Consider the following 23,690-nt stretch of genomic DNA (forward strand, 5'->3'; position numbering starts at 1 on the left):
ACGAGCGTAGGCGCAGATGCGTGATATCGGGCTCTTCATTTGGGTCGGGATCCTGATCCTCGGGGTCGTCAGCAGCATCGCCAGGAGCGCAAAGCGTCAACAGCAGGCCGCCCAGCAGGCGCCGGGGCCGCCGCCGGCCCCTGCCGCGGCGCAGCTAGTTCCGCCGGGCTCAAGCCCGCAGCAGGCGACTATCTTACGCGTGATGCAGGCGGTCGCCGCGCAACAGGGGCTCGCGCCCCCGCCGCCCCGGCCGGCGCGGCCCGCTCCCAAGCCGGCGCCTCCGCCGCCCCCTCCCCCACGCCCGCCGCAGCCCGTCCATCAGGTTGTCGAGCCCCCAATGGGAAAGCGGCGGCTCTTCGGCACCCAGCCGGAGCTGGTGCGCGCCGTCATCGCGGCCGAGGTGCTCGGCAAGCCAAAAGCCTTCAACGACGAATATCGTCTATAGTTTGACTCAGCGAGCGATCGATCTTCACGAACTCTCCGACCGCGTTCGGCTCTTTGGAGAGTACGATCGCAATCTTTCGGCAATCGAATCGTCGCTCGACGTCGCCGTTCATGCCGACGGCGACCAGCTGCTGCTTGCCGGTGACGACGCGGCGGTTGCACGGGCGGAGCGCGTCGTGAAACGAGTGCTCGATGCGGCCGTGGGGGGTGCGCACATCACCCCTGACGACGTCAAGCTCGCGCTGACCGACACCGCCTCCCCTTCGGAAAGCAGCGCGCTCACGCAGACGCTGCTGCGTACGCATCGCGGCCGCGAAGTGCGCCCGCGCACGCCGGGGCAACGCGAGTTTATCCAGGCCATCGACCGATTCACGCTGACGTTCGGAATCGGGCCAGCCGGCACGGGAAAGACGTATCTTGCGATTGTGATGGCGGTGCGAGCGCTCAAGCGCCGTGAAGCCTCGCGCATCGTTCTTTCGCGCCCCGCGGTCGAGGCCGGCGAGCGCCTCGGTTTTCTGCCCGGGGATCTGCGGGAGAAGGTCGATCCGTATATGCGGCCGCTCTTCGATGCACTCGGCGACCTGCTCGACGACACGGTGGTGAATAAATACATGGAGCGCGGCACGCTCGAGGTCGCGCCGCTCGCGTATATGCGCGGCCGCACGCTCTCCGACGCATTCGTCATCCTCGACGAAGCGCAGAACGCGACGGACGATCAGCTGAAGATGTTCCTGACGCGATTGGGAAGCGGCTCGAAGATGGTCGTCACCGGCGACGTCACCCAGATCGACCTGCCCGGAGGGCAGCGCAGCGGGCTGCGCGCCGCGGCGACGCGGCTGCGCGAAATCGACGACATCGGCGTCATCGAGATGGATGAAGCCGACGTCGTGCGCCATCCGCTGGTCGCCAAGATCGTCCACGCCTATGCAGCCGCACTGCCGCGGTGATCTACTACCGCAACGGCGTCCGCCGCAGCGGCGTCGACGGACGCGCGCTCGTGGCCACGGCGAAGCGCTTACTGGCGGCGATCGACCAACGGGATTCGGCGATCTCGCTCACGCTGATCGGCGACCGCGCCATGCGCGAGCTCAACCGCGAATATCGTGAAAAAGACGCGCCGACCGACGTGCTGAGCTTTCCGATGGGGCAGGCGCCGGCTGCGGACGCCGAACGGCTCTTGGGCGACGTCGTGATCTCGGTCGACACGGCGGCGCGACAGGCGGCCGAGTACGACGCGACGCTTCAGCGCGAACTCTACCGCCTGCTGATTCACGGGCTGCTGCACCTGCTCGGGCACGACCACGTGCTGGCCGCGGAGCGGCGAGCGATGGAGCGGGAGGAACGGCGGCTCGCGGCAGCGATTGCGCTGCCATGGCCCTACGATCCGGCTAAAGGCTGATGCATCAACCCGTAGACGATCGCGCAAAGCGTGAGCCGCACTACCTGCCCGTCGACCGAAGCCGCTTCTTTCGATCGTTCCACCATGCGTTCGAAGGAATCATCTACGCGACGCGCACGCAGCCGAACATGCGCGTGCACTTCATCATCGCGGCGCTCGTGCTGCTCGCAACGCTCATCCTGCGCCTCGATCGCTTATACGTCATCGCGACGGTCGGACTCATCGCGCTCGTGCTCAGCCTGGAGCTGGTCAACACGGCGGTCGAGTCGATCGTCGACCTGCTGATCGCGACGCACCATCCGCTGGCGAAGAACGCGAAGGACGCCGCCGCCGGCGCCGTGCTGATCGCGGCCGTCGGCGCCGCGCTCGCCGGCTATCTCATCTTTTATCAGGGACTGATGAGCAGCGAGACGCGCGTCTTCGCGGCCGTGCAGGCCGTGCCGGCCAACGTCGCGCTGATCGCGCTGGCGGTCGTTGCAATCGTGACGATCTTCGCCAAGGCCTGGGTGGGCCGCGGATCCGCCTTGCAAGGGGGAGCCGTCTCGGGACACGCGGCATTAGCGTTTGCAGTGGCAACGATGCTCGCGTTCTTCTACCAGAAGCCGCTCGCCGCGATCCTCGGCTACTTCGTGGCGTTCTTGGTCGCTCAAAGCCGCGTCGAAGCGCGGATTCACGCCCCGTTCGAAGTCTTTTGGGGAGCCGTCCTCGGCACGCTCGCCGCTCTGGCGATCTACGTGCTGGTGCGCCCCCACGTTATGCTATAATGGCGCCAATTTGAGCACCGACCCCGGTCGAAGTAACCTCGCCCTGCTCCCGTACCAGATCACTGCGCTCGTCGTGCTCGTGCTCCTGGCCGCCTTCTTCTCGGCCGCCGAAGCGGCACTGGTTTCGATCTCGCGGCTGCGCGCCCGCGCGATGGCCGACCGCCGGCTGCGCGGCTCGCAGCAGCTGCAGCTCATCGTGGACGACAAGAGCCGCTTTCTGACCTCGATGCTGGTCGGGAACACGATCGCGCTGCTCGCCGCGGACTCGCTGGCAACGTACCTGGCGCTCTCTCTGGGAATCCCCTCCGGCGCGATCGGTTCCACGATCGTGATGAGCGCGGTCTTCCTGCTGTTCGGCGAGATCGTCCCGAAGACGGCCGCCACCGGAGATAGCGAACGCTGGGCGCTGCGGCTGGCGGCGCCGATTCGCTATGTCTCCTTCGTCGTTTCGCCGGTAGCCCGGCTTTTTCAAATTACGACCGACCTCTTTTTGCGTCTCTTCGGTATCAAACACACGCTCGGCGCGTACGTCACCGAAGAAGACATTCGCGCGCTGGTCAACGTCGGCGCGGAGCAGCGCGTGATCGAAGAGCAGGAACGCCAGCTGATCCATTCGGTGATGGAGTTCGGCGATACGATCGTCCGCGAGGTCATGAAGCCGCGGCCGGAGATGGTCGCCGTCTCGATCGAAGACTCGCCCAGGCGAATCCTCGACGTCGTCATCGCAGAAGGCTATTCAAAGCTGCCGGTCTATCAGGAATCCAAAGACGACATCGTCGGCGTCATCCACGACCGCGAACTGCTCGTCGCCCTCGCCAACGGAACGCTCGCGCACGCAAACGTGCGCGCGCTGATGCGAACGGCCGTGCACGTTCCCGAGACAAAGAAGATCGCGGATCTGCTGCGAGAGATGCAGCGCGATAAGTTTTCCTTGGCGATCGTCGTCGACGAGTACGGCGGAACGGCCGGCCTCGTGACGATGGAGGACCTTTTGGAAGAGATCGTCGGCGAGATCCGCGACGAGCACGACACCGACGAACAGGAGCCGATCTCGGTGCTCTCCGATCTCGAAGCGGTGGTCGAGGCCGGCACGAATATCGAAGACGTCAACGCGACGCTCGGAACCGAGCTGCCGACGGCGGATTTCGAGACAATCGGCGGGTATACCGTCGGCCTTTTCGGCCGGCTCCCGAACGAAGGCGAAGAGATCCAAGCCGACGATCACACGCGCTTGCGCGTCGACCGGACGCGCGGCCGGCGAATTTTGGCGGTGCGCATCTACAGCAACGGCATCGCCGCGCGCGCTGCGAACGCGGAGGATCCGGACGCCGCCGCGCAGCTATAAAGCCCGCGGCATCGTCCTGCGCGGACGCCAACTCTCGGAGGCCGATCGGATCGTCACCCTCTTTACGGTCGAGCGCGGCAAGCTCGATGCCGTGGGCAAGGGCGTGCGCCGCATGCGCAGCCATCTGGCGGGACGTCTCGAGCTGGCCAACGAGTGCGATTTCGTGATGCACCGCGGTCGCTCGCTCGACGTGATCGTCTCGGCCGAAACGCTGCGCGCGCCGTGGCCTTCGCTCGTCGAGCCGGAGCGCTTCGCGGTCGTTTCGCTGGTGATCGAGACGATCGACGCCTTCTGCGAACCGGACCTGCCGATTCCCGAGATCTACGATCTGCTCGCCGGAGCGATCGCCGCGGTGGCCAGGGCCGCGCAGCCGCGCGACCTGCTGCCGCGCTTTTCACTGCGCTTGTTGGACGTGCTGGGACTCGCGCCGCCACTCGACCGCTGCGTGCGCTGCGGAGCCGCCCTGCCGGCCGGACGCGTGTGGCTTGACGCCGAAGCGGGCGGCTTCATCGACGAACGCTGCCGGGAGCGTTGGCGAGATCTGCCCGAGCTCGAGGCTGCCGACCTCGAGAACCTTCGGGCCCTGGCGCTGCCCAAGGGGAGCGGGCCGGGCGCACGGCTGCGCGCAACCCCCGCCGGCGCGCGGGCCACCGAAGAGCTGGTCGCTCACCATCTCGGGCGCCGTCCGAAGGCCGTTGCCTACGCCGACAGCCTCAGCCCCTCGGGCGCACCGCGCGCGTGATCATGGCCCTGGACGTCGGCCGCAAGCGCATCGGCGTGGCGATCTCGGATCCCAGCGCCAGCTTCGCCTTGCCGGTCGCCACGATCGAGCGGACGAACCGCCAGCAGGTGCTCGAGGAGATCGGCGAGCTGATCGCTTCCTACCAAGTAGACGAACTGGTGGTAGGCGATCCCGTGACCTTGAGCGGCGAGCGCGGGCCGGCGGCGCAGCAGATGGACGCCTTCGTCGAGATACTTCGGACGGTCTTTCCGGGTACGATTCACCGAATGGACGAGCGTCTCACGACCGCGCAGGCAACCAAGAGCCTGATCGCCGTCGACGTTTCACGCCGCAAGCGCCGCAGCATCGTCGACCGGATGGCCGCGGCGCTGATTCTCGACGCCTTTCTCGCCCGCCGCCGCCGCGAGGGCGGAGCGTGAAACGTCTGCTCGCCGGGCTCTCCGTCTGCGTGCTCCTAGCAGTCGCCCTGCTTGGAGCCGCATGGTACTCGGTCTACGGCGACCGCACGCACCCGCAGTCGCAGATCCGGGTGGTCGTGGAGCGGGGCGCGACGTTTGACGATATCGCGCGGCAACTCGCCGGCGACGGCGTGATCGGCAACGTTCTGACGTTCCGCGCCTTAGCGAAGCTGCGCGGACAAGACGTAGCCGTACGCGCCGGAGAGTACCGTTTCGAGCCGCACGTCACGCAGAGTGAAGTTCTGCGCGCGCTGGTTAGCGGCGGTGCGCAGGTTGCATCGTGGGTGACGATCCCCGAGGGTTTCACCGCGGCCCAGATCGCGGCGCGGCTGGCGGCCGAGGGCCTCGGCTCGGAACCGGCCCTGCACGCCGATTTCATGTCGGAGCAGATCGTCGTCGACGGTTCGCGCACGAAAAACCTCGAAGGCTTTCTTTTCCCGAGCACCTACCTCGTGCCGCTGGGCGACGAGCCGCGTCACGTCGCTTCGCTCTTCACCGCACAGTTTTATAAAGCGCTGCCGCGCGACGCCGCGGCGCGGGCGAAAGCCTTGCACGTTACGGTACCGCAAGCGGTGACCGTCGCCTCGCTCGTGGAGCGCGAGGCGAAGAACGACGCCGACCGTCCGAAGATCGCCGCGGTGATCTACAACCGGCTGCGGCTGCGTATGCCGCTGCAGGTCGACGCGACGATCGAGTACGCGCTGCCGGCGCACAAGAGCGAGCTTTCGTTCGCGGATCTGCGGATCGACTCGCCGTACAATAGCTACGTGCACGCTGGGCTGCCGCCGACGCCGATCGCCAATCCGGGCCTCCCCTCGCTGCTGGCTGCGCTCAAGCCGGCAAGAACCGAGGACCTCTACTACGTTTACTGCGGCAACGGACGACACGTCTTCGCAAAGACCCTGGCGGAGCACCAGGCAAACGTCGCACGCTGCCTCCAATAAAGGGAGTAATTTCATGACTTCTTCCAACGGCGAAAGCTCGTCCCCGCACGCGCCCCTCGAACTGCAAGACATCCTGCAGATCCAAACCAAGGAGGGCGCCTCTCTGCCGTTCGAGGTCGTGGGGATACTCGAGGATCCCGACGAGGGGCACTCCTACGCCGTCCTGCTGCACGAGCTGGAGGACGAACTGGAGGGCGAACAGTTCATCGTGACGGACACCGCCGGCAATCTGTTGGAAAACGAACAGCTCGCCCAGGAGATCCTCGACGACTTCATCGCGTACGCGCAGGAAGAAGAGGGCGGCGATTCAGAGGGGGGCCGCTGATTCGCGTTCTCTTCCTCTCCGCTAGCGTCGGCGTCGGCCATCTCTCGGCGGCCAACGCCGTCAGCGACGCATTACGGCGCATCGAGCCGGCGGCGAAGACCCGTGTGGTCGATTCGTACAAGTATGCGGCGCTGGTGGTCTCGCGCGTCGTCTCAGACGGCTACTTGCAGATGGTCAAAACAATTCCGCAAATGTATCGTTACATCTACGATCGGGCCGAGCGCGCGACCGAGGTCGGGCGCTTTCGCCTTTGGGCGCATCAGTTTACCGCCGATAACCTGCGCGCGCTTATCCTGCGGGAGCGGCCCGACGCGGTCGTCTGCACGCACGCGTTTCCCTGCGGGGCCATGGCCGAATACAAGCGGCGTTTTGGAGACGCGCCGCCGGTCGTCGCGATCGTAACGGACTTTGCGGTCCACGGCTTCTGGATTCATCGAAACATCGACGGCTACGTGGTCGCGACCGAGGCGATGCGCGACGCGCTGCTGGCGCGTCACGTCCGCGCCGACTCGATCTCGGTCAGCGGAATTCCGGTTCGGCCGGAATTCATCCCGACGAGCGAGCCTCGCGACGCGTTGCGCGAACGGCTCGATCTGCCGCGCGACCGGTACGTCGCTCTGCTGATGGGCGGCGGCTTGGGAATTGCTCCGCTCGAGCGAATGCTCGGCGCGTTGGACGCCGTGCGCGTGCCTTTAGCGGCCGTCGTCGTCGCGGGGCAAAACGCGCGGATCGAGCGGCGCCTGACGCGTGCTGCGGAGAGCGTCGCGTATCCGGTGCGCGCGCTGCGCTTCGTGGAGAACATCTACGATTACATGCATGCAGCCGACGTCTTCGTGACCAAGCCTGGGGGCCTCAGCACCTCGGAGGCACTGGTGGCGCGCGTCCCGCTCGTATTGTCCAAGCCCCTGCCGGGTCAGGAAGAGCGCAACGCCCGCGTGCTCGCCGGCGCCGGAGCAGCCGTGCGCACGTCGCGGCTCGACGATCTTCCGGAAGTCATCGAGGACGTTCTTGAAAATCGCGCGCGGCGGGAAGAAATGATTACGGCCGCCGAGCGGTTGAGGCGCCCGAACGCAGCCGCCGACGCTGCGTTGCTGATCGCGCGGCTCGCGCAGATACGAAAGGACGTGGTAGCGTGAATCTTCCCTCGTCGCGAAGCTACGGCGGATGGCTGGCGATCGTTCGTATCCTGACGGGATGCATCTGGATCATCCACGCGGTACCGAAGTTCATTCACGCCGAAGACTTTCTGCCGCCTAACGGCGCGTTCGGACAGTACGTGACGCAAGGCATCGCCAAAGTCGGCGCCCCGTACCACGGCTTTCTCGTCAACGTCGTGCAGCCAAACGCGCTCGTCTTTGCCGAACTCGTCCGTTTCGGCGAACTGCTCGTCGGAATTTCGCTGGTCGTCGGTCTCTTCTCGCGGCTCGGCGGTCTGTTCGGTATCGTACTTACCGTAGACTACCTGGCGGCGCGCGGCGCGCTGACGTCGTTCAGCGGCTGGGCGTCGATCGACGGATGTTTGATGCTGCTCTCCGCCATCAGCCTCGTGCTGCCGACGGGGCGCGTCCTCGGGCTGGATGCGTTTAACGCGCGGCGGACGCCGCGCCGGGCGGTCGTGGTGCCGGAGGTCGTGCCGGAACGTCCGCTCGACGGGCCGCGCGCAGCGCAATAGCCGGCGCCGGCAGGCGGCCGGGCTTCAACGTAAAAGGTGGGCCGGTCGAGGTTACAGTGGGGAGAGATGGCCGAGCGGCTGAAGGCGGCGGTTTGCTAAACCGTTATACGATGTAAAGTCGTATCGAGGGTTCGAATCCCTCTCTCTCCGAATCGGGCTTGGGCACGCGCGGTCGTAGCTCAATTGGATAGAGCAACAGGCTACGAACTTGTAGGTTGGGGGTTCGAGTCCCTCCGACCGCGATTCTCAAAAGAGCAGCTGCGGTAAGGATTTTTACACGGGCTGCTCGTTTGTTTTGCGGGCCGAAAATGCGGCGGACGGGGTGACGGGGCCGTTAGCGGGCCCTTCAGGCTCCGCCGAGCGTCGACGTAGGTCGGCCGGCCCAGCGTCGGCCGCCGCCGTGCAGGATCTCTAGGAGGCGCTTTCCTGCGCCGCTCGGATCCGGGGAGAGGACGCTGCTACTCCGCACGCTCATCGCTTGCACGCATCTCGGCACCAGGACTCTATTTGAGCGCGGATCGCGTCCCGTACGGCGCGGGTTTTCGCCAAGCGTTCCTCCCAAGATCCCTGCAATACCGCGGGGTCAGGGAAGCTCCAATGCACCCGCTGTGCGTGTCCCGGGAAGATTGGGCATTTCTCCGCACTCGTCTCGTCGCAGACCGTAATGACGTATGAGTAGAGCCTTCCCGCTTTGAACAGGTCGAAGGCACTCTTGGTTTTGCTCGCCGATATGTCAAGGCCGACTTCACCCATCACGGTAACGGCGAGTGGGTTAAGAGTTCCGGGCTCGAGCCCGGCGCTCTCGGCGACAAAGTCCTGGGGACACCGCTCATTGAGCAGCGCTGCCGCCATCTGACTGCGCGCCGAGTTGTGAACGCAGACGAACAGGACCGAACGCTTCACGTCATATCTCCTTTGAAGGGGAGTGTGGAACGACGACGGCCTTGGCGGCCAACGGAGTCGACGAAAGCCAAGCAAACAATGCAGTCGCCGCGAATGCTCCGAGCAGTTGAGCGACAATAAATCCCAAGACGTCCGGCGGGGCGATTCCCGCGAACGTATCGCTCAAGGACCGCGCGATCGTCACGGCAGGATTCGCAAACGAGGTCGAGGCCGTGAACCAATAAGCGGCCACAATATACGCGGCGACAGCGAAGGGAACGACGCTCGAACGGTAACGCGTGCACCCCCAGATCACCAGGAGCAGGCCAAAGGTCGCAACGAACTCGCTAAGCAGTTGTGATGCGCCGTGCCGCGCACGGTGCGAAGCGAAAAGCAACGGCTCGCCGAACATAGCATTCGCGACTGCCACGCCCACGATCGCGCCAAGGACTTGAACCCCCACGTATGCCGGCACGAATCGCCACTCGAGACCGCCGCGCCAGGCGTCGGCGATCGAAACTGCAGGGTTAAAATGGCCGCCGGAGATAGAACCGAACGCCAGGATTATCGCAACGAGGACTCCGCCCGTGGCCAACGTATTCGCAAGCAGCGCGACCGCAACGTTCCCTCCGGCGAGACGCTGGGCCATAATGCCCGAGCCTACGACGCCCGCGAGCAGCAGTGCGGTGCCGACCCCTTCGGCCGCCAGTCGCCTCCCTAGAGAATGCTCCAACGCTCAAACCGAGCAGCAGGACTCGGCGCCGACGTCTGACCTGCAGCAACTCGTTTCGCGATCGCCGCGCGTCTGCGTATCTTTGAGAACCGTATAGATCTCCCAACGGCGACCATCGGGATCGGCAACCCACACTTTCGTCTGTAACGCGTAGCAGCACGTCTCGTCGCGCTCCACGGTGGTTCGGAGGTTTGCTGCCTGTAGCCGAAGGATCGCGGCCTCTACGTCGTCAGGCGTGCCGACAACGATCCCATAGTGCGCGGGATCCGTGACCTCGGCGGACGGGTCACTGTCGAGGGCTAGCTCCAGTCCGGGATCCTCCGTGATAAACAGGGCGTAGTCGCCGAAGTGCTTTTCGGGTTCGGCTTGGAGGAGCGTTCGATAGAAGCTCACGCTCGCCGCTAGATTCTTCGTGCGGAGATTCACGTGAGTTTTCATGCCGGCACCGTGGTCTCTAATACAGACCTCAGAGCGTCTTTGAGTGTTCGCCTCGCGCCTGACGCGAGGCGATAGTAAACCCACGTTCCGCGACGTTCACACGTCACCAATCCGCTCTCCCGTAAGATTCTAAGGTGATGCGACACGGTCGGCTGATTTAGCGGAAGCGCGCCGGTGAAGTCGCACACGCAAACTTCTTCAAGCGCAGCGGAAAGGGTTGCGAGAATGGCCAGCCGGTGGGGGTCGGCAAGAGCTTTGAAGAGTGAGGCGGCGGAGTTGAAGTCCTCATCGGAAACGTGCGTCGGAGGGCAGCAGTGCTGCATTGACATTCGTCGATACTAATTCTTGTATCGACGCCTGTCAATCCACAGTGCCGCCGCGGTTCCTGAGGCCGTCCTGGATAACCGGAGGGCGCTCTTCGATCGCCCACCATTGCTGCGGGCAGCCTCTCGTTCCCTTACGCTGACGCGGGCTTGGGTGAAAGCCTTATTTCTACGGCCGTTTCTTGCTTTTTTGAGCCGGGAATCGGCAAGCGACCACCGAATCGCTTGGTAAAGGAGAGATTAACGATGAAAGCACTTATTTGTTCGCTGGTTTTAGGCATTGCCGTTTCGCTGGGGAACACCGTTGCGACGTCGCAGCCGGCCGCGGCGGCGGCGCTGCCGGCCTCGCTTTCGGCGCTCATCGGGAACTGGAACTGCACGTATACCGGACCAAAGGGCACGGCGAAGTCGACCTACGCGATCTCCGAGATGAACGATCTCTGGATCCAAGGCACGGGCAAAAGCGGCGCCTACGGCGGACGTCCGGCAAGCAAGTCGTTCTTCTTTTTTGGCTACGATCCGAAAAGGCACGTCTTCATCAATATGGGCGGGAGCTCGAACCCCGGAGATTACGGCTCCTCGACGGCTGACGCCGCGGCGAGCGCGATGACGATGACGTACACGAACATCTGGCCGGCCGATCCGACCCACGAGCACGACGTCTGGCACTTTGCCCCCAGCGGCATCACGATCGCCTCGAGCTGGACGGAGAAGGGTAAGGCGATGACTGGAAAAGGCAGCTGCACGAAGCAGTAACCCCGCTTTCGGCGCCCCGCCGCTGTAACCGGTTGTCGCCGGCCTGCGGTCCTGGTATACTGCGGTCGCAAAACGCGGCGGTGGGGCGCCTACGGCTCGGTAGCTCAGTGGTAGAGCAGGGGACTCATAAGCCCTTGGTCGTAGGTTCGAGTCCTACCCGAGCCAGAACGATAACGAGTCCGGCCGCTCCAGCGGAGACGGCCGGTTTCATTCTGAGGTATCAAAAAGTCATGTCGACGATTCCCTGCGATTTCTGTCCCCATCCGGTCGATCGGGGACAAATGGAGGAGATCGAAATCTCGCACTACGTTCCGGATAGCTCCGGGGAAGATCTGGCGTACGCCAGAACGTACTTCTTCGGGCATCCCGACTGCGTGCGCAAGTTCTACCGTACACTCGTCGACCACAAGCTCGACTTGTTCAAACACATTCCGAGCGCGGGATCTCCACCCGATGCACCTCGCTGACTTCGTGCGCCCGTAGCGTAGCTGGATAACGCACAGCCCTCCGAAGGCTGGGATCGGGGGTTCGAATCCCTCCGGGCGCGCATTTCACTATGAACGACGATGAACGGTACGTGCGCCGCGCGCTCGAGCTTGCCGCGGCGGCAGCGGACGACGGCGACGTGCCGATCGGCGCGGTGCTCGTCAGCGGCGAGCTCGTTCTCGAGGCGAAGAACGAAAAGGAAGCGCGCCGCGATCCGACCGCGCACGCCGAGATGCTGCTGCTGCAAGAGGCGGCCCGCCGCCTCGGTGCCTGGCGTCTCTCGGATGCGACGCTCTACGTCACCAAAGAGCCGTGCGTGATGTGCGCGGGCGCGATGATTGCCGCGCGCATCAAACGTCTTGTTTACGGCGCTCCCGACCCGAAGGGCGGTGCGGACGGCGGCGCGTTCGACGTGTTGCGCTCGGCGCGCACGAACCACCGCATCGAGATCACCGAAGGTGTGCTGCAAACCGAGGCAGCCGAACAGTTGCAGCACTTTTTCCGGCAAAAGCGCGATGACGCGCAGAGGGAGGCAGGTCCGGACGCCTCCGCGTTCCAACGGTAGGCCTCGGAGAGGTGGTCGAGTGGTTGAAGGCACCCGCCTCGAAAGCGGGCGAACGTTAACAGCGTTCCGTGAGTTCGAATCTCACCCTCTCCGCCACTACGCGCGGGGGAGACTTACGGTAAAGCGCGAGCCGGTCGGACTTGAATCGAGCGAGATTCTGCCGTGCGCGCGTTCGACGGCGCGCTTGACGATCGCTAAACCGAGGCCCGATCCCGCAACGTCGCGCTGCGTGCCGCGATAGAAACGATCGAAGACGCGGACCGCATCGGAAGACGGAATGCCGGGACCCTGATCTTTAACTTCGATGACGGCGTTGGAGTCACGCGCGCAGACGCGCACGTCGATATCGCCGAGCCCGTATTTGAGCGCGTTATCGGTTAGGTTGGTCACCACATAGCCAAGCTCGGTGGGATCGATCGCGGCGAGGACGCCGGGCTCCGCGGCGATCGCGAAGCTCCGATCGGGGTGAGCGTCGGCGATCGGCGAGACTAAATCGGCGACGAGCCGGCCGACGTCGATGGGCGAGATGTTTTCCCCAACCTCAACGTTCTCCCAGCGCTCCAGCAGGATCAGCTTATCGATCAGCGAGCCCATGATTCGGCTTTGGTCGTTCATCGTGTCCAAGATACGGTCACGATCGGGCGCGCTCTCCATCCCGCCGCGCCGGAGAATCGCGATGAAGCCCTGCACGACCGTGAGGGGCGTTCGGAGCTGGTGGCCGGCATCGGCGATGAACTGCCGCATCGACGTGTTCGCCCGGTCGCGTGCCGCAAAGGCGCGCTCCATCTGTTCGATCGCTCCGTTATATGCCACCGCAAGCGCGCCGAGCTGCTGCCGTTCGTCGGCGGCGATCAGCTGCGGCGTGAGATCGCCCGATGCGAAACGCTGCAGGGCAGCGGTGACGTCGTCGAGCGGCCGAAGCGCTTGGCGGGTAAGCGCTCGGGCGACCAGAGCGGAACTGACGATCACCAGTGCCAGCGCGACCAATAGAGGGATCGCAAACGAGCGTACGGTGCTGACAAGCGTCGCGTCGTTGCTCTTGACGATGATGAAGAGATTACCGGCCTGCGCGTGCAGGGCTTGCAGCCCAAACGCCGTCGCGAGGCCGAGGATGACTCGTGCGAGCGGCCCGGATGCCTCCGGGTCGCCCGATAGGTCGCCGCGCGGCCGAAACGTCACGATGACCCGCGAGTCCGCGCGATGCGCGCGGAAGACCGTGACGCGCGTCGTCGCGTCGTTAAAGACGATCTCGCTTCCGCTTCCTAAAAGGAGCGAGGCGGCGAAGACGCCGCCGGCGCGGGCATCGGGCAGCGGCGCTCGCGCCAAGACCGTCTGCATCTGCGCGAGCGTTCCGCTCAGCTCGTTGGAGATTGCGCGAATGTAGACGCCAAAGGCGAAGAGCGCGCCGGCGATGATGACCGCCGCGAGCACCAGCGCGATCTCCACCGCCGCGAGGGTTTCGATGCGCCGCGCAAGCCGAGTCTTCACGGCGATGCCGATGCCCGTAACGAATAGCCCTGCCCGCGCAGCGTCTGAATCAGCTTGACCGCTTCGCCACTGTCGACCTTTGCACGCAGGAACGAAACGTACGTCTCGACGGTGTTCGGGATCACGTCGCGGTCGATGCCCCAGACCATGTCGAGGAGCTCGGAGCGCGTCAGCACCTCTTCGGCGTGCTCGGCGAAGACGCGCAGCAAATCGAACTCGCGGGCCGAGAGCTCGATGCGCCGGTTGCCGCGGTAGACCGTCCGGCTCGGGGTGTCGATGCTCAGATCCGCGTAGGTCAGCGTGTCGCGCCGTTCGATCGCCGGACGGCGCATCAAGGTGTGAAGGCGAGCGATGAGTTCCTCCAGATCGAACGGCTTGCCGACGTAGTCGTCCGCACCCGCCGAAAGGCCTGCGACCCGCTCCGAAACCTCGGTGCGGGCCGTCAGCATGACGACCGGCACGGTCGTGAGACGGCGGATCTCCGGTAGAAGCGTGAAACCGTCGGCGTCGGGCAGCATGACGTCCAGGACGATGACGTCGGGGGGCCAGGTGCGCAAGAGCGGCAGCGCAGCCGAGCCTTCGGTCACGCTGCGCACCTCGAAGCCGGCCTGCCCGAGGCCGTACTCGAGCAGTTCGCGCAGCCCGCGCTCGTCGTCTATCACTAAGACCCGCGGCCGTTCGGTCGCTTCACCCATTCTCAGACTCACTCCAGGACTGGGAACCGGCGCTTTCGGTACAATCGCCAAGTAGCATGACACGACGCGACGGCCTCGGCGGACTCTTCGGTGCCGCCTTGATCTTCCTAGCCGGAGCGGGCTGCGCGCGGCACGCACCCGCACGCGCCCAGACGCCGGTCGTGCAAACCTCGGTCGTTGCGTTCGGAGCGATTCTGCCGGCGCGCCAGCTGGCCGGCGTCGTCGCGCCCTACCAGAACGTCGCGATTCAGAGCACGCTTGCCGAGCCGGCGGACGCCGTCTACGTTCGCGAGGGCGACGCGGTGCACGCAGGCCAGGTGCTCGCCACGCTCGATACCGCCGACCTGCAAGCGCAGCTGCAGTCGGACCTTGCCACGGCGAACAGCAACCACGCGAATACCGAGCATTCGGTATACCAAGGCTCGCTGTCAATTGCGCAGGGCGTCGATAGCCTGCGCACCAACGAGGCCGCGGTTCACCAGGCGCAGCAGACGCTGAACAACGACACGCGCAACCTCCAGCGCGACCAAACGCTTTTGTCGCAGGGCTACATCTCGCAGCAATCGGTCGATGCGCAGCAGACGCTGGTCCGTAACGATCAGCAAGCGCTCAACACCGCGAGCGCAAATCTCTCGTCGGCGCAGTCGAATGTCGAGGCAAACGGCTCGATCGGCGGGAACGGACTGCAGGCGGCCGCCGTCAAGCAGTCGCAAGCACAGGAACAAGTCGCGACCGCGCAGGCCCAGCAGGTGCGCGTGCAGATCGGCAAAGCCTCGATCGTGTCGCCGATCGATGGTGTGGTCGTCAACCGCAACATCAATCCCGGCGAGTACCCCGGAAATCGTCAGATCTTCACGCTCCAGCAGGTCAATCCGATCTATGCCGTGCTGCACGCTTCGAGCGAACAGGTGTCGAGTATCGCCAACGGCGCCCCTGCGACCGTCGTCGCCGAAGATCTCAACGGCAAAGCGCGCTTCACCGGGCACGTTGCCGGCGTCCTCAATGAAATCAACCCGGGTTCGACCGATTTTCAGGTGAAAGTTTTACTCTCGAATCCCGGCCAGCGACTGCGCCCCGGCATGGTCGTCCAGGGAATGGTCGACGCCGCGCAGGTACGCGGCGTTCGCGTTCCCGTCACCGCGTTTACGGACGATAACCACGACGCCGTCATGACGGTCCAAGGCGGCGACAGCGTCAAGACGATAAAAGTTGCCGAGCTCGGCAGCGACGGGACGATCTCCGTCGTCAGCGGGCTGATCCCCGGGACGCGAATCGTCGACAACGGTCAGGCGAGCCTCGGCGACGGCGAGAAAGTCTCTTACCAGCAGTGAAGTTCAGCCTAACACGGCTCTTCATCAATCGGCCCACGCTCGTTTTCGTCATCATCGCCCTGATGGCGTTCGCGGGCATCCTATCTGCCGTAACGATCGTCAAGGAGCTCTATCCCGACGTCAGCCAGCCGACGGTAACCATCTCGGTCCAATATAACGGCGCGTCGGTCACCGAAATGCGCGACAACATCGTCGCGCCGATCGAGCAGAATTTGGCCGGCACCGCCGATCTGCAAACCTTCAACTCGGTCGTGCAGCAGGGTCAGGCGCGGATCACCGCCATCTTCGACATCAACTCCGCGTCGGCGACGGACCTCGCTTTGACGAACAAAGCGATTCAGGCCGCCGCAAAGTACCTGCCGACGAATCTAACCCCGCCGACGGTCAACCTCTACGATCCCACGCAATCCACGGTAGTCACCCTGGCGCTCTATTCGAAGAAGCTTTCGCTGTCGCGCCTCGCCCTCTACGCCACCAACGTCATTGCGCCGCAGCTCGAGCAAGTCCCCGGAATATCGTTCGCCAACGTCGGCGGCGTAGTGACGCCGGCCTACGAGGTCGTGGTCGATCCAGCGCGCCTGGCGGCCGCGAACCTCACGCTCGACGACGTCATCAACGCGTTGCAGAACAACAATCAGCGCGTGCCGGGCGGCTACGCCTACGAGCCGAACCGGCAGACGACCATCGATATCCGCGGCGACATCCAGAATCTCGACACGGTCCGCAATCTGCCGATCGTCACCACGACCGGCAGCGGTTCTACGGTTGTAAACTCTACCGGGTCCCAGGTCGAGAGCTACTCGGGCGGACTATCGGCCTTACCAGGCGTCGTCAACCCCTGGAGCGCGACCAACTCCGTGGTGCGCATTGGGGACGTCGCTACGGTAAATGAGGGCTTCGAGCCGCAGCTGCAGTTCGCACACATCAGCGGCCAGACCGGCCTCTTTCTTCAAATTCAAAAGGCCTCGACCGGCAGCGAAGTCGACGCTTCGAACAACGTCATAGCGGCGCTGCCGCAGATCGAGCGCCGCTTCCCGGAGATCAGCTTCCGCGTTATCCACGTCCAGTCGGTGTTTACCGAGCAACAGATCGTCATCGTCAGCCGCACGCTGATGCTCGCGATCCTGCTGACCGGCAGCGCGATGATCTTTTTCCTGCGCTCGTGGCGCAGCGCGATCGTGGTCTGCGTCTCGATTCCGACGTCGCTCGCGATCGCGATCACGGTGATGCGCGCGATGAACCTCACGATCGATACGATCTCGCTCCTGGGCATGTCGCTGGTGATCGGCATCTTGGTAGACGACTCGACCGTCGTACTGGAGAACATCGAGCGGCACTTTACCGAGCTCAAACAGCCCCCCGCGGAGGCGGCGGTGACCGGTCGTGAAGAGATCGGCGCGGCGGCGGTCGTCATCACGCTCGTGGACGTTGTCGTCTTCCTGCCGATCGCGTTCATTCAAGGCCAGGTCGGGCGGCAGATCGCCGAGTTCGGTATCGTCGTCGTGATCTCGACGCTCACCTCGCTCTTCGTCTCCTTTACGATTACGCCGACGCTGGCCGGCCTGTGGGCATTGCGTTCGCACTGGAAGCCCTGGGGTGTGGTCGAGTGGTTCGGCGAACGATTCGACGGTCTGCGCAGCTGGTACACCGATCGCGCGCTGCCCTGGAGCCTCGCGCACGGCCGCCTAGTGGCGGCGTTCTGCGGCGTGACCTTCTTGCTGGCGCTGGCGATGGTCGCCCTCGGCGCGGTCGGCGAGGAGTTCATTCCGCCGGTCGACCGCGGCGAGCTCTACATTCAGCTCGTCTATCCGATCGGTACGCCGATTCAAACGGTCGAAAAAGGCACCTTCGGCCTGGAGAAAAAGGTCCTCAACACCCCGGACACCTTTGCGAACACCGCCGTCGCCGGCGCCTACGCGGCTTCGTTCGGCGGTTTCGTCTCGCAAAGCAACGTCGGTCAAGTGCACATCTGGCTGAAAGACGCGCGCAAGCACTCGACGGACTACTGGCTCACGCAGTTCCGCTCGATCGCGCACAAGTATCTGCCGCAGAACGTCGAGGCCGTCGTCGTGCCGTCGACGTCGACCTCGGGCGGCAACGCACAGCCGATCGACTTCTTGGTGACCGACGTGACCGGCGGCGATCCGACGCCCTACGCCCAACAGGTCGTTTCTTTGCTGCAGAAAGTGCCGGGCGCGGTCAGCGTAAACAGCACGGGCACTTTGCTGGCCCCAGAGATCTCGATCCAGTTCGATCGCAACAAGGCGCAGGCACTCGGCGTCAACCTGCAAGACGCGGCCAACGCCGCCGGCGCGGCGTTCGGCGGGAACGTCGCGACGCAGTTCGAGACGACGGCCGGCTTAGAGCAGGTCCAAGTGATCTATCCAACTTCTTATCAGACGAGCCTCGATGCGCTGAAGTCGGTCGCGATACGCTCCTCGAGCGGTGGTATCGTCTACCTCAGCGACATCGCGCGTTTCGAATCGACGCCGACCGCGCCGTTAATCACGCGAACCGACCGGAACAACGTCATCCACGTCAATGCCAACTACGCGCCGAACTCTTCCCTATCTGCCGTGGAAGAGGGCCTGGTCAAGCGGCTGCCGTCGCTCCACCTGCCGCCCAACATCGAGGTGCGGCCGGCGCCGCTTGGTCAGCAAGACTTCATGCACCAGACGCTGGTCGGCATGGGGCTCTCGATGATCGTCTCGGTGATTCTGGTCTACCTGCTGATGGTGGCGCTCTACAACAGCTACGTCTCGCCGTTCATCATCATCTTCTCGGTTCCGGTCGCGGCGATCGGCGCCGTTAGTGCCCTGTTCCTTACCCATCGCACGCTCAACCTGTTCTCGCTGATCGGGACGATTCTGCTCATCGGCATCGCGACGAAAAACGGAATTCTGCTCGTCGACTACGCGAATACCCTGCGCGAACGCGGGCGCGACAAGCTCGCGGCGATCAAGGAGAGCGCGCACACGCGGTTCCGCCCGATCATCATGACGAGCTTCTCGGTGGTTGCGGGCAACCTTCCGCTCGCAATCGCGCTCGACCCGGGGGCGTCTTCTCGCTCGAGCCTTGGCATCGTCGTGATCGGCGGCGTGCTCAGCTCGCTCGTGCTCACGCTGCTGCTGGTTCCCAACGTTTACATGTGGGTCGCACCGAAGGATCTTCCCTCGCGTAACGGAGCCGCGCACCCCGTGCCCGACGAACTCACGCTCGCGCCGCCTCGGGAGCCTGCGCCCGCGGCGCGGTAATCGCGGCCGTTAAGGAACCGCCGATGCGGCGGGGGACGGCGACGGCGTACCGGCTAGACGCGGATCCGGCGGCGACGCCGGAAATGCGATGTCGCTGAACGTTACGTCGGCCAGCACCTTGACCGTCATAAACACCACGTGCTGCGTCGCGCTGAAGCTGCCGTGCACGACGATCCAGTGTCCGTCGACGACTTTGTAGTCGAGTGAGAAGGCCTCGTCGCCCTCGACCGCGCGCATCTCGATGTGCGAGGGAAGGTGTGTGACCGGGTCTTCGACGACCGCCGCCGGATAGAGACCGTGCTTCACGCGCGGCGTCGGCTCGATGAGCAGGTGGAGCGCCGCGTCGGTTGAGTCGGGCGCGTAGCTGGCCGCCCAGTAACTATTGTAGGGAACGACGACGTTGACGCTGGGGTCGGGCTGCGGAATTGGGAACTGGTAAGTCTTTCCGCGCTGCAGCATGATGTCGACACGTTTGAGATTTGCGAAATAGCCGAAGCTGAAGTTGGAAAAAGGGTCGAAATAGGCGACGATCGGGAATGCCTCGCCGGTGCGCTGCATGCCGTTGGGGAGGTCTTGCATCACCGCGTAGTTGTCGGCCACGCGTACCGCGATCGAACGATTGAGATCTTGGGTGCGGCCCATGCCGGCCGCGCTGACGTGCGTGTGCTCGGTGTAGGTCATGTAGACCGGCGGATTCGCCAGATAGTACGCGCTCGTGCGATTGATCAAGAGCGCGAGCGCGAGATCTGCGGTCATCATTGCGGTACAAGGGATTACTCAGAGCGCCCTTAACTCCGCTTGGAATGTCGATCGAAGTAGACGAAGCGCTAGCCGGCCACGTCGTCGAGCTGCGACGGGCAATCCATCTGCATCCCGAGCTTGGTTTCGAAGAGCACGAAACGGCGGCACTGGTCGAGCGGGAACTCGACGCGCTCGGAATCGCGCACCGGCGGCTCGCCGGAACCGGCGTCGCGGCGCGAATCGAAGGCCGCGAAGGCGGGCGAGTCGTTGCACTGCGCGCCGACATGGACGCGCTGCCGATCGGCGAGAAGACCGGCCTGCCGTACGCGTCACGGGTCGACGGGAAGATGCACGCCTGCGGCCACGACGCGCATACCGCAATGCTGCTCGGCGCAGCCGCGTTGCTGCAGAATGCTCGCGAGCGGCTGCGCGGCAGCGTCGTGCTGATCTTTCAGCCGGCAGAAGAAGGGCCCGGCGGTGCGTTGCCGATGATCGAAGCGGGCGTGCTCGATGAGCCGCCGGTCGACTGCGTCGCGATGCTGCACGTCGATCCGCGGCTCGATGTTGGCACGATCGGCGTAACGCCCGGGCCGGTCAGTGCCTCCGCGGACGAACTCTACATCGACGTCAAAGGCGTCGGCGGGCACGGCGCCTACCCGCACGAGTCCGTCGACGCGCTCGTCGCTTCGGCCGCGATCGTGTTGGCCTTGCAGAACGTCGTTGCACGCGAGATCGATCCGTTCTGCAGTGCGGTGGTGACGATCGGGACGATTTCGGGGGGCTACCGCAACAACGTCATCGCCGACGAAGTCAAGATGAGCGGGACGCTGCGGGCGCACGAACCCGCGATACGAGATGCGCTCGAGGAGCGCGTTCGGCGTATCGTCGCGGGCGTGGCCGCCGCCTATCGGGTGCAGACGGACGTGCGCGTCGTGCGGGGCTATCCTCCGGTCGTCAACGACGATGCGCTCGCCGAGCAGTTTAGCACCTACGTTCGCGAGCACAGCGCGATCCGAGTCGAGCGGCCGGCGCCGACGATGGGCGCCGAAGACTTCGCATACTTTGCGGGCCGGTTGCCTGGACTGCTTATTCGGCTGGGCGTTCGCAGCGAAGCGGCCGGTGCGGTGCACCCCGCGCACAGCCCGATCTTTCGCATCGACGAGCGGGCACTTCCGGTCGGCATCGAATCGCTCGTGCTGTTCGCGCGCTGTGGATTGAGTTCATAACGATCCACACGCGAATGTGCATGGATTCATAAAGGACGGTTAAGGGCGCCCTCCCGAATACCACAGTCCATCATGCTCATTGCGGATACTTCGTTAATCGCTGGGCTGCAGTCGCATAGTGCCAGCCTCGAGCTCGAATGCCCGGCAGAAGATGCGTTTTCGCTTTTGTGCGCGGTCGAGAAATGGCCGGTATGGTTGTCGTTTTTACGAAGCGCCCGCCGGCATAGCACCGATGGTGAACTGGACGTCGGCAGCGAGGTCATCATTCGTTCCTCGCTTCCGGGTGAAGAAGAACAGCTCTTCGAGATCGACGACTACATTACGAATCACCGGCTCTCGCTCGTGGGCGCTTTCTCGCTGCGTCGCCGCCTCGATTTCCGGATCGAACGGCGTACGTCGCGTTCGAAGCTGCACGTCCGTCTTTCGTATCCCGCGTATCACGGGCGTCTCGGCGGTCTGCTCGATCGCTGGCAGCGGGGGCGGCGTCTCTCGACGGCCTTAGGCGATTCGCTCGTCCACTTCAAGGGTTTGGTCGAGTACCAGCGCGACGCCGCGGTTCTCGCGGATTTCTAGGTACGCCGCCCGCTCGCCGGACGAGCAGCTAGCAGTCATTGACCGGGAGTGCTAGGGTCGCTATACTCTGGCCATGCCGCTCTATGATTACGCCTGTACGAAATGCGGCCACACGATCGAAGTGCGGCACGGTTTCGATGAGACCTATGCGGAGCCGTGCGCCGTCTGCGGTGCCCCGGTTCGGCGGGTCTTCAATCCCGCGCCGGTGCTCTTTAAGGGATCGGGCTTCTACGTAACCGATTCACGCCGCTCGTCGGCCGCAAGCAAGCCGGAGAAGGCGGAGAAACCCAAGGGCGAGCCGAGCTCCGAATCGTCGGGCGCATCGACGGCAAAGAGCGAGGCCAAACCCTCAGAACCGGCCGCTTAGGCCTGCTGCAGGCCCTCTAGGGCCTTCGCGAAGTCAGGGAAACTGACATCGGCCCCGGCGGCGTTATCGACGGCTAACGGCCCCGCGGCACAAGCGAGTACCGCAGCGCCCATCACGATTCGGTGATCGCCCTCGGCTTCGATCTGGGTGCCGTTCGCAAGGGGTCTCCCACCCTCGATCGCGATCTCTCGCCGCTGCGTGCGAACCGTAATACCGACGGCGCCGAGCAGCCGTTCGATGGCCGCGACCCGGTCGGATTCTTTGGTGCGCAGCGCTTCGATCCCCGAGATCGTCGTTTCGCCGCGAGCGAACGCCGCCGCCACGGCCAGCAGCGGAATCTCGTCAATCGCGCGCAGTGCGAGGTCGCCGTCGACGGCGATGCCGCGAAGCGCGCTGTGGGCGGCGGCAACGTCGGCGACCGGCTCGCCGGCCACCGTGCGCTGGTTGCGAAGGTCGATGGCCGCGCCCATCTGCCGCAGTGCGTCGAGGAGGCCGGTACGCGTCGGATTGACGCCCACATTCTCGACGAGCACGCTGCTGCCGGGCGTCACGGCGGCTGCGGTTAGAAAGAACGCCGCCGAGGAGAAGTCGCCGGCGACGCGCACCTCGCGCGCGTGGAGTTGGCCCGGCCGCAGCGCGACGGTGCGTCCGTCCCAGTCGACGGCGGCGCCCAGATAGCGAAGCAGCCGTTCAGTATGGTCGCGCGAGAAGCGATCGCCGTCAATTTGCACGGCAACGCCCGCAAAAAGACCCGCAAAAAGGAGTGCGGACTTCACCTGGGCGGACGGTCCCAGCAGGATGAACCGGCGCGTTTCGACGCGGTTTCGAGCCCCCAGCAGAAGTGGAAGATACCCGTCTGCGGTCTCGATTTTCGCGCCGAACGCACGCAGTTGCGCCGCGACCGGTTCCATCGGCCGGCGTCGCAACGACTCGTCCCCGTCGAAACGTGCGGCCACGCCGGCGCCGGCGCACGCGCCCAGGAGCATCCGGGCGCTCGAACCCGAGTTCACGCAGTCGAGGGTGGCGGCCGGGTTGGAAAGCGCGCCGGGATATACCACCGTTTCGTCGGCAAGTCGTTCGATCCGCAGGCCCAGTGCGACAAGCGCCTCGCGCGTGGCCGCGACGTCCAGCCCCGGATTGAGATTTGAGATGCGCACCGGTTCGTTGCAGCGAGCCGCGCAGATGAGCGCCCGATGGGAGATCGATTTGTCCCCGGGCACGCCGACGCTGCCGCGTAAATGCCCATTTTTAAAGGTCACCACAAGGAGTCCCTCAGCGTTGCGTAGCAAGCAGCGCGAAACGATTTTGCTCGGTTGGCGACTGCTTTTCCACACGAAAGGAAACGATGAATAAACAAGATCTGGTGCGCTCGACGGTCGAACGTCTCGAAATCTCGCGCAAGGATGCCGTCGATCTCGTCGACGGTCTCTTCGAAGACATTCTGGCGGCGGTCGTTTCGGGTGAGGCCGTCAAGATTCCCGGCTTTGGTCAGTTCAAAGTGCGCGATCGCGCCGCTCGCATGGCGCGCAACCCCGCAACGGGAGAACAGGTGAAAGTCCCTGCGAAGCGAGTCTTCAAATTCTTGCCGGCCAAGGCGCTTAAAGAAGCGGTGATGGCCAAGCGCGGATCGCGCTCGACGGGCGCGCGTAAGGCGTCCAAGAGCAAGGCCGCCGGTAAAGCGTCCGCGGGCAAAGCGGCCGCCGGCAGAGCGTCCGCCGGTAGAGCGGCGGCGAGTAAAG

Annotated in this window: 26 protein-coding genes, 5 tRNA genes and 1 pseudogene; 25 read left to right on the top strand and 7 right to left on the bottom strand. The window is 64.6% G+C overall.

Translation table 11 applies throughout. From position 1 onward, the window contains the following. Nucleotides 1-16: 16 nt before the first annotated feature. The 13 genes from VGG51_03865 (at nt 17) to VGG51_03925 (ending at nt 8,335) form a co-directional block, all read left to right on the top strand. On the top strand, nt 17-445 hold the full coding sequence (locus VGG51_03865; protein HEY1882164.1) for a hypothetical protein: 429 nt from the start codon (nt 17-19) through the stop codon (nt 443-445). Nucleotide 446: 1 nt separating this feature from the next. Continuing rightward, nucleotides 447-1,391 (top strand): PhoH family protein, encoded by a 945-nt coding sequence (locus VGG51_03870; GenBank protein ID HEY1882165.1) that lies wholly within the window; start codon nt 447-449, stop codon nt 1,389-1,391. Continuing rightward, nucleotides 1,388-1,843, top strand: coding sequence for an rRNA maturation RNase YbeY (gene ybeY, locus VGG51_03875; GenBank protein ID HEY1882166.1), 456 nt, complete (start codon nt 1,388-1,390; stop codon nt 1,841-1,843). Before VGG51_03870 ends, ybeY begins: the two co-directional genes overlap by 4 nt. Then, complete coding sequence (locus VGG51_03880) at nt 1,843-2,607, top strand: diacylglycerol kinase (protein ID HEY1882167.1); 765 nt, start codon at nt 1,843-1,845, stop codon at nt 2,605-2,607. The genes ybeY and VGG51_03880 overlap by 1 nt, the downstream gene beginning before the upstream one ends. A 10-nt stretch (nt 2,608-2,617) precedes the next feature. Continuing rightward, nucleotides 2,618-3,952 (top strand): hemolysin family protein, encoded by a 1,335-nt coding sequence (locus VGG51_03885; GenBank protein HEY1882168.1) that lies wholly within the window; start codon nt 2,618-2,620, stop codon nt 3,950-3,952. Between the two features lie 10 nt (nt 3,953-3,962). Then, a complete protein-coding gene (gene recO, locus VGG51_03890; GenBank protein ID HEY1882169.1) occupies nt 3,963-4,694 on the top strand; it encodes a DNA repair protein RecO in 732 nt (243 codons plus the stop codon). Nucleotides 4,695-4,696: 2 nt separating this feature from the next. Continuing rightward, complete coding sequence (gene ruvX / locus VGG51_03895; GenBank protein ID HEY1882170.1) at nt 4,697-5,113, top strand: Holliday junction resolvase RuvX; 417 nt, start codon at nt 4,697-4,699, stop codon at nt 5,111-5,113. Further along, complete coding sequence (gene mltG / locus VGG51_03900; protein HEY1882171.1) at nt 5,110-6,096, top strand: endolytic transglycosylase MltG; 987 nt, start codon at nt 5,110-5,112, stop codon at nt 6,094-6,096. The genes ruvX and mltG overlap by 4 nt, the downstream gene beginning before the upstream one ends. A gap of 13 nt (nt 6,097-6,109) precedes the next feature. Then, the gene (locus VGG51_03905) at nt 6,110-6,421 is read left to right on the top strand and encodes a hypothetical protein (protein HEY1882172.1); all 312 of its coding nucleotides are present in this window, start codon (nt 6,110-6,112) and stop codon (nt 6,419-6,421) included. After that, nucleotides 6,421-7,557: a glycosyltransferase gene (locus tag VGG51_03910; protein ID HEY1882173.1), complete on the top strand. Its 1,137-nt coding sequence runs from the start codon at nt 6,421-6,423 to the stop codon at nt 7,555-7,557. The genes VGG51_03905 and VGG51_03910 overlap by 1 nt, the downstream gene beginning before the upstream one ends. After that, nucleotides 7,554-8,093, top strand: a complete 540-nt coding sequence (locus tag VGG51_03915; protein ID HEY1882174.1) for a TQO small subunit DoxD — start codon at nt 7,554-7,556, stop codon at nt 8,091-8,093. Before VGG51_03910 ends, VGG51_03915 begins: the two co-directional genes overlap by 4 nt. A gap of 60 nt (nt 8,094-8,153) precedes the next feature. Beyond that, a tRNA-Ser gene (locus VGG51_03920) sits at nt 8,154-8,243 on the top strand. 18 nt (nt 8,244-8,261) lie between these two features. After that, a tRNA-Arg gene (locus VGG51_03925) sits at nt 8,262-8,335 on the top strand. A gap of 229 nt (nt 8,336-8,564) precedes the next feature. Here VGG51_03925 and VGG51_03930 read toward each other — a convergent pair. From VGG51_03930 to VGG51_03940, 3 genes are read right to left on the bottom strand one after another with little or no spacing between them, the layout of a single operon-like run. Then, entirely contained in the window at nt 8,565-8,996 is a 432-nt protein-coding gene (locus tag VGG51_03930) for an arsenate reductase ArsC (GenBank protein HEY1882175.1), read from the bottom strand. Nucleotide 8,997: 1 nt separating this feature from the next. Continuing rightward, complete coding sequence (locus VGG51_03935; protein HEY1882176.1) at nt 8,998-9,708, bottom strand: MIP/aquaporin family protein; 711 nt, start codon at nt 9,706-9,708, stop codon at nt 8,998-9,000. Between the two features lie 3 nt (nt 9,709-9,711). Next, nucleotides 9,712-10,146, bottom strand: a complete 435-nt coding sequence (locus VGG51_03940) for an ArsI/CadI family heavy metal resistance metalloenzyme (protein ID HEY1882177.1) — start codon at nt 10,144-10,146, stop codon at nt 9,712-9,714. Nucleotides 10,147-10,715: 569 nt separating this feature from the next. Here VGG51_03940 and VGG51_03945 point away from each other — a divergent pair. The 6 genes from VGG51_03945 to VGG51_03970 all read left to right on the top strand — a co-directional run bounded on the left by VGG51_03945 (nt 10,716) and on the right by VGG51_03970 (nt 12,372). Beyond that, nucleotides 10,716-11,225, top strand: coding sequence for a hypothetical protein (locus VGG51_03945; protein HEY1882178.1), 510 nt, complete (start codon nt 10,716-10,718; stop codon nt 11,223-11,225). 93 nt (nt 11,226-11,318) lie between these two features. Beyond that, a tRNA-Met gene (locus tag VGG51_03950) sits at nt 11,319-11,390 on the top strand. A gap of 65 nt (nt 11,391-11,455) precedes the next feature. Further along, entirely contained in the window at nt 11,456-11,692 is a 237-nt protein-coding gene (locus VGG51_03955; protein ID HEY1882179.1) for a hypothetical protein, read from the top strand. Nucleotides 11,693-11,698: 6 nt separating this feature from the next. After that, nucleotides 11,699-11,772, top strand: a tRNA-Arg gene (locus VGG51_03960). 9 nt (nt 11,773-11,781) lie between these two features. Beyond that, the gene (tadA, locus tag VGG51_03965; protein HEY1882180.1) at nt 11,782-12,276 is read left to right on the top strand and encodes a tRNA adenosine(34) deaminase TadA; all 495 of its coding nucleotides are present in this window, start codon (nt 11,782-11,784) and stop codon (nt 12,274-12,276) included. Nucleotides 12,277-12,281: 5 nt separating this feature from the next. After that, nucleotides 12,282-12,372, top strand: a tRNA-Ser gene (locus VGG51_03970). Here the strand turns inward: VGG51_03970 and VGG51_03975 are convergent. Further along, on the bottom strand, nt 12,373-13,764 hold the full coding sequence (locus VGG51_03975) for a HAMP domain-containing sensor histidine kinase (GenBank protein ID HEY1882181.1): 1,392 nt from the start codon (nt 13,762-13,764) through the stop codon (nt 12,373-12,375). After that, a complete protein-coding gene (locus VGG51_03980) occupies nt 13,761-14,426 on the bottom strand; it encodes a response regulator transcription factor (protein HEY1882182.1) in 666 nt (221 codons plus the stop codon). Before VGG51_03980 ends, VGG51_03975 begins: the two co-directional genes overlap by 4 nt. 89 nt (nt 14,427-14,515) lie before the next feature. Between VGG51_03980 and VGG51_03985 the strand changes: the two genes are divergently transcribed. Both VGG51_03985 and VGG51_03990 read left to right on the top strand, forming a co-directional pair. Beyond that, nucleotides 14,516-15,790, top strand: a complete 1,275-nt coding sequence (locus tag VGG51_03985; GenBank protein HEY1882183.1) for an efflux RND transporter periplasmic adaptor subunit — start codon at nt 14,516-14,518, stop codon at nt 15,788-15,790. After that, nucleotides 15,787-19,044, top strand: coding sequence for an efflux RND transporter permease subunit (locus VGG51_03990; protein ID HEY1882184.1), 3,258 nt, complete (start codon nt 15,787-15,789; stop codon nt 19,042-19,044). The genes VGG51_03985 and VGG51_03990 overlap by 4 nt, the downstream gene beginning before the upstream one ends. Before the next feature lie 9 nt (nt 19,045-19,053). Here VGG51_03990 and VGG51_03995 read toward each other — a convergent pair whose 3' ends face one another. Continuing rightward, nucleotides 19,054-19,803: a hypothetical protein gene (locus tag VGG51_03995; protein ID HEY1882185.1), complete on the bottom strand. Its 750-nt coding sequence runs from the start codon at nt 19,801-19,803 to the stop codon at nt 19,054-19,056. A 44-nt stretch (nt 19,804-19,847) separates the two neighbouring features. Here VGG51_03995 and VGG51_04000 point away from each other — a divergent pair, with 44 nt between their 5' ends. From VGG51_04000 to VGG51_04010, 3 genes are all read left to right on the top strand, one after another. Further along, nucleotides 19,848-21,011 (top strand): M20 family metallopeptidase, encoded by a 1,164-nt coding sequence (locus VGG51_04000; protein HEY1882186.1) that lies wholly within the window; start codon nt 19,848-19,850, stop codon nt 21,009-21,011. 195 nt (nt 21,012-21,206) lie between these two features. Continuing rightward, nucleotides 21,207-21,584 carry a hypothetical protein gene (locus VGG51_04005; protein ID HEY1882187.1) on the top strand — a complete coding sequence of 126 codons (378 nt, stop codon included), beginning with the start codon at nt 21,207-21,209 and terminating at the stop codon, nt 21,582-21,584. A 73-nt stretch (nt 21,585-21,657) separates the two neighbouring features. After that, the gene (locus VGG51_04010; protein ID HEY1882188.1) at nt 21,658-21,951 is read left to right on the top strand and encodes an FmdB family zinc ribbon protein; all 294 of its coding nucleotides are present in this window, start codon (nt 21,658-21,660) and stop codon (nt 21,949-21,951) included. On the opposite strand, the gene aroA is transcribed toward VGG51_04010, so the two are convergent. After that, on the bottom strand, nt 21,948-23,210 hold the full coding sequence (aroA, locus tag VGG51_04015; protein ID HEY1882189.1) for a 3-phosphoshikimate 1-carboxyvinyltransferase: 1,263 nt from the start codon (nt 23,208-23,210) through the stop codon (nt 21,948-21,950). The genes VGG51_04010 and aroA overlap by 4 nt on opposite strands. A gap of 86 nt (nt 23,211-23,296) precedes the next feature. Here aroA and VGG51_04020 point away from each other — a divergent pair. Continuing rightward, nucleotides 23,297-23,563: pseudogene (locus tag VGG51_04020) on the top strand (HU family DNA-binding protein). Nucleotides 23,564-23,690 lie beyond the last annotated feature (127 nt).

Origin of the sequence: Candidatus Cybelea sp. (assembly GCA_036489315.1) — a bacterium.
In the GTDB taxonomy this organism is placed as follows: Bacteria; Vulcanimicrobiota; Vulcanimicrobiia; order Vulcanimicrobiales; family Vulcanimicrobiaceae; genus Cybelea.

What these genes read in the sequence shown, in the direction of transcription:
- VGG51_03940 (HEY1882177.1), bottom strand. Translation starts at nt 10,146, where the DNA reads ATGAAAACTCACGTGAATCTCCGCACGAAGAATCTAGCGGCGAGCGTG.
- ruvX (HEY1882170.1), top strand. Translation starts at nt 4,697, where the DNA reads ATGGCCCTGGACGTCGGCCGCAAGCGCATCGGCGTGGCGATCTCGGAT.
- VGG51_04010 (HEY1882188.1), top strand. Translation starts at nt 21,658, where the DNA reads ATGCCGCTCTATGATTACGCCTGTACGAAATGCGGCCACACGATCGAA.
- tadA (HEY1882180.1), top strand. Translation starts at nt 11,782, where the DNA reads ATGAACGACGATGAACGGTACGTGCGCCGCGCGCTCGAGCTTGCCGCG.
- VGG51_03905 (HEY1882172.1), top strand. Translation starts at nt 6,110, where the DNA reads ATGACTTCTTCCAACGGCGAAAGCTCGTCCCCGCACGCGCCCCTCGAA.
- VGG51_03865 (HEY1882164.1), top strand. Translation starts at nt 17, where the DNA reads ATGCGTGATATCGGGCTCTTCATTTGGGTCGGGATCCTGATCCTCGGG.
- VGG51_03985 (HEY1882183.1), top strand. Translation starts at nt 14,516, where the DNA reads ATGACACGACGCGACGGCCTCGGCGGACTCTTCGGTGCCGCCTTGATC.
- VGG51_03995 (HEY1882185.1), bottom strand. Translation starts at nt 19,803, where the DNA reads ATGATGACCGCAGATCTCGCGCTCGCGCTCTTGATCAATCGCACGAGC.
- VGG51_03945 (HEY1882178.1), top strand. Translation starts at nt 10,716, where the DNA reads ATGAAAGCACTTATTTGTTCGCTGGTTTTAGGCATTGCCGTTTCGCTG.
- VGG51_03880 (HEY1882167.1), top strand. Translation starts at nt 1,843, where the DNA reads ATGCATCAACCCGTAGACGATCGCGCAAAGCGTGAGCCGCACTACCTG.
- VGG51_03955 (HEY1882179.1), top strand. Translation starts at nt 11,456, where the DNA reads ATGTCGACGATTCCCTGCGATTTCTGTCCCCATCCGGTCGATCGGGGA.
- VGG51_04000 (HEY1882186.1), top strand. Translation starts at nt 19,848, where the DNA reads ATGTCGATCGAAGTAGACGAAGCGCTAGCCGGCCACGTCGTCGAGCTG.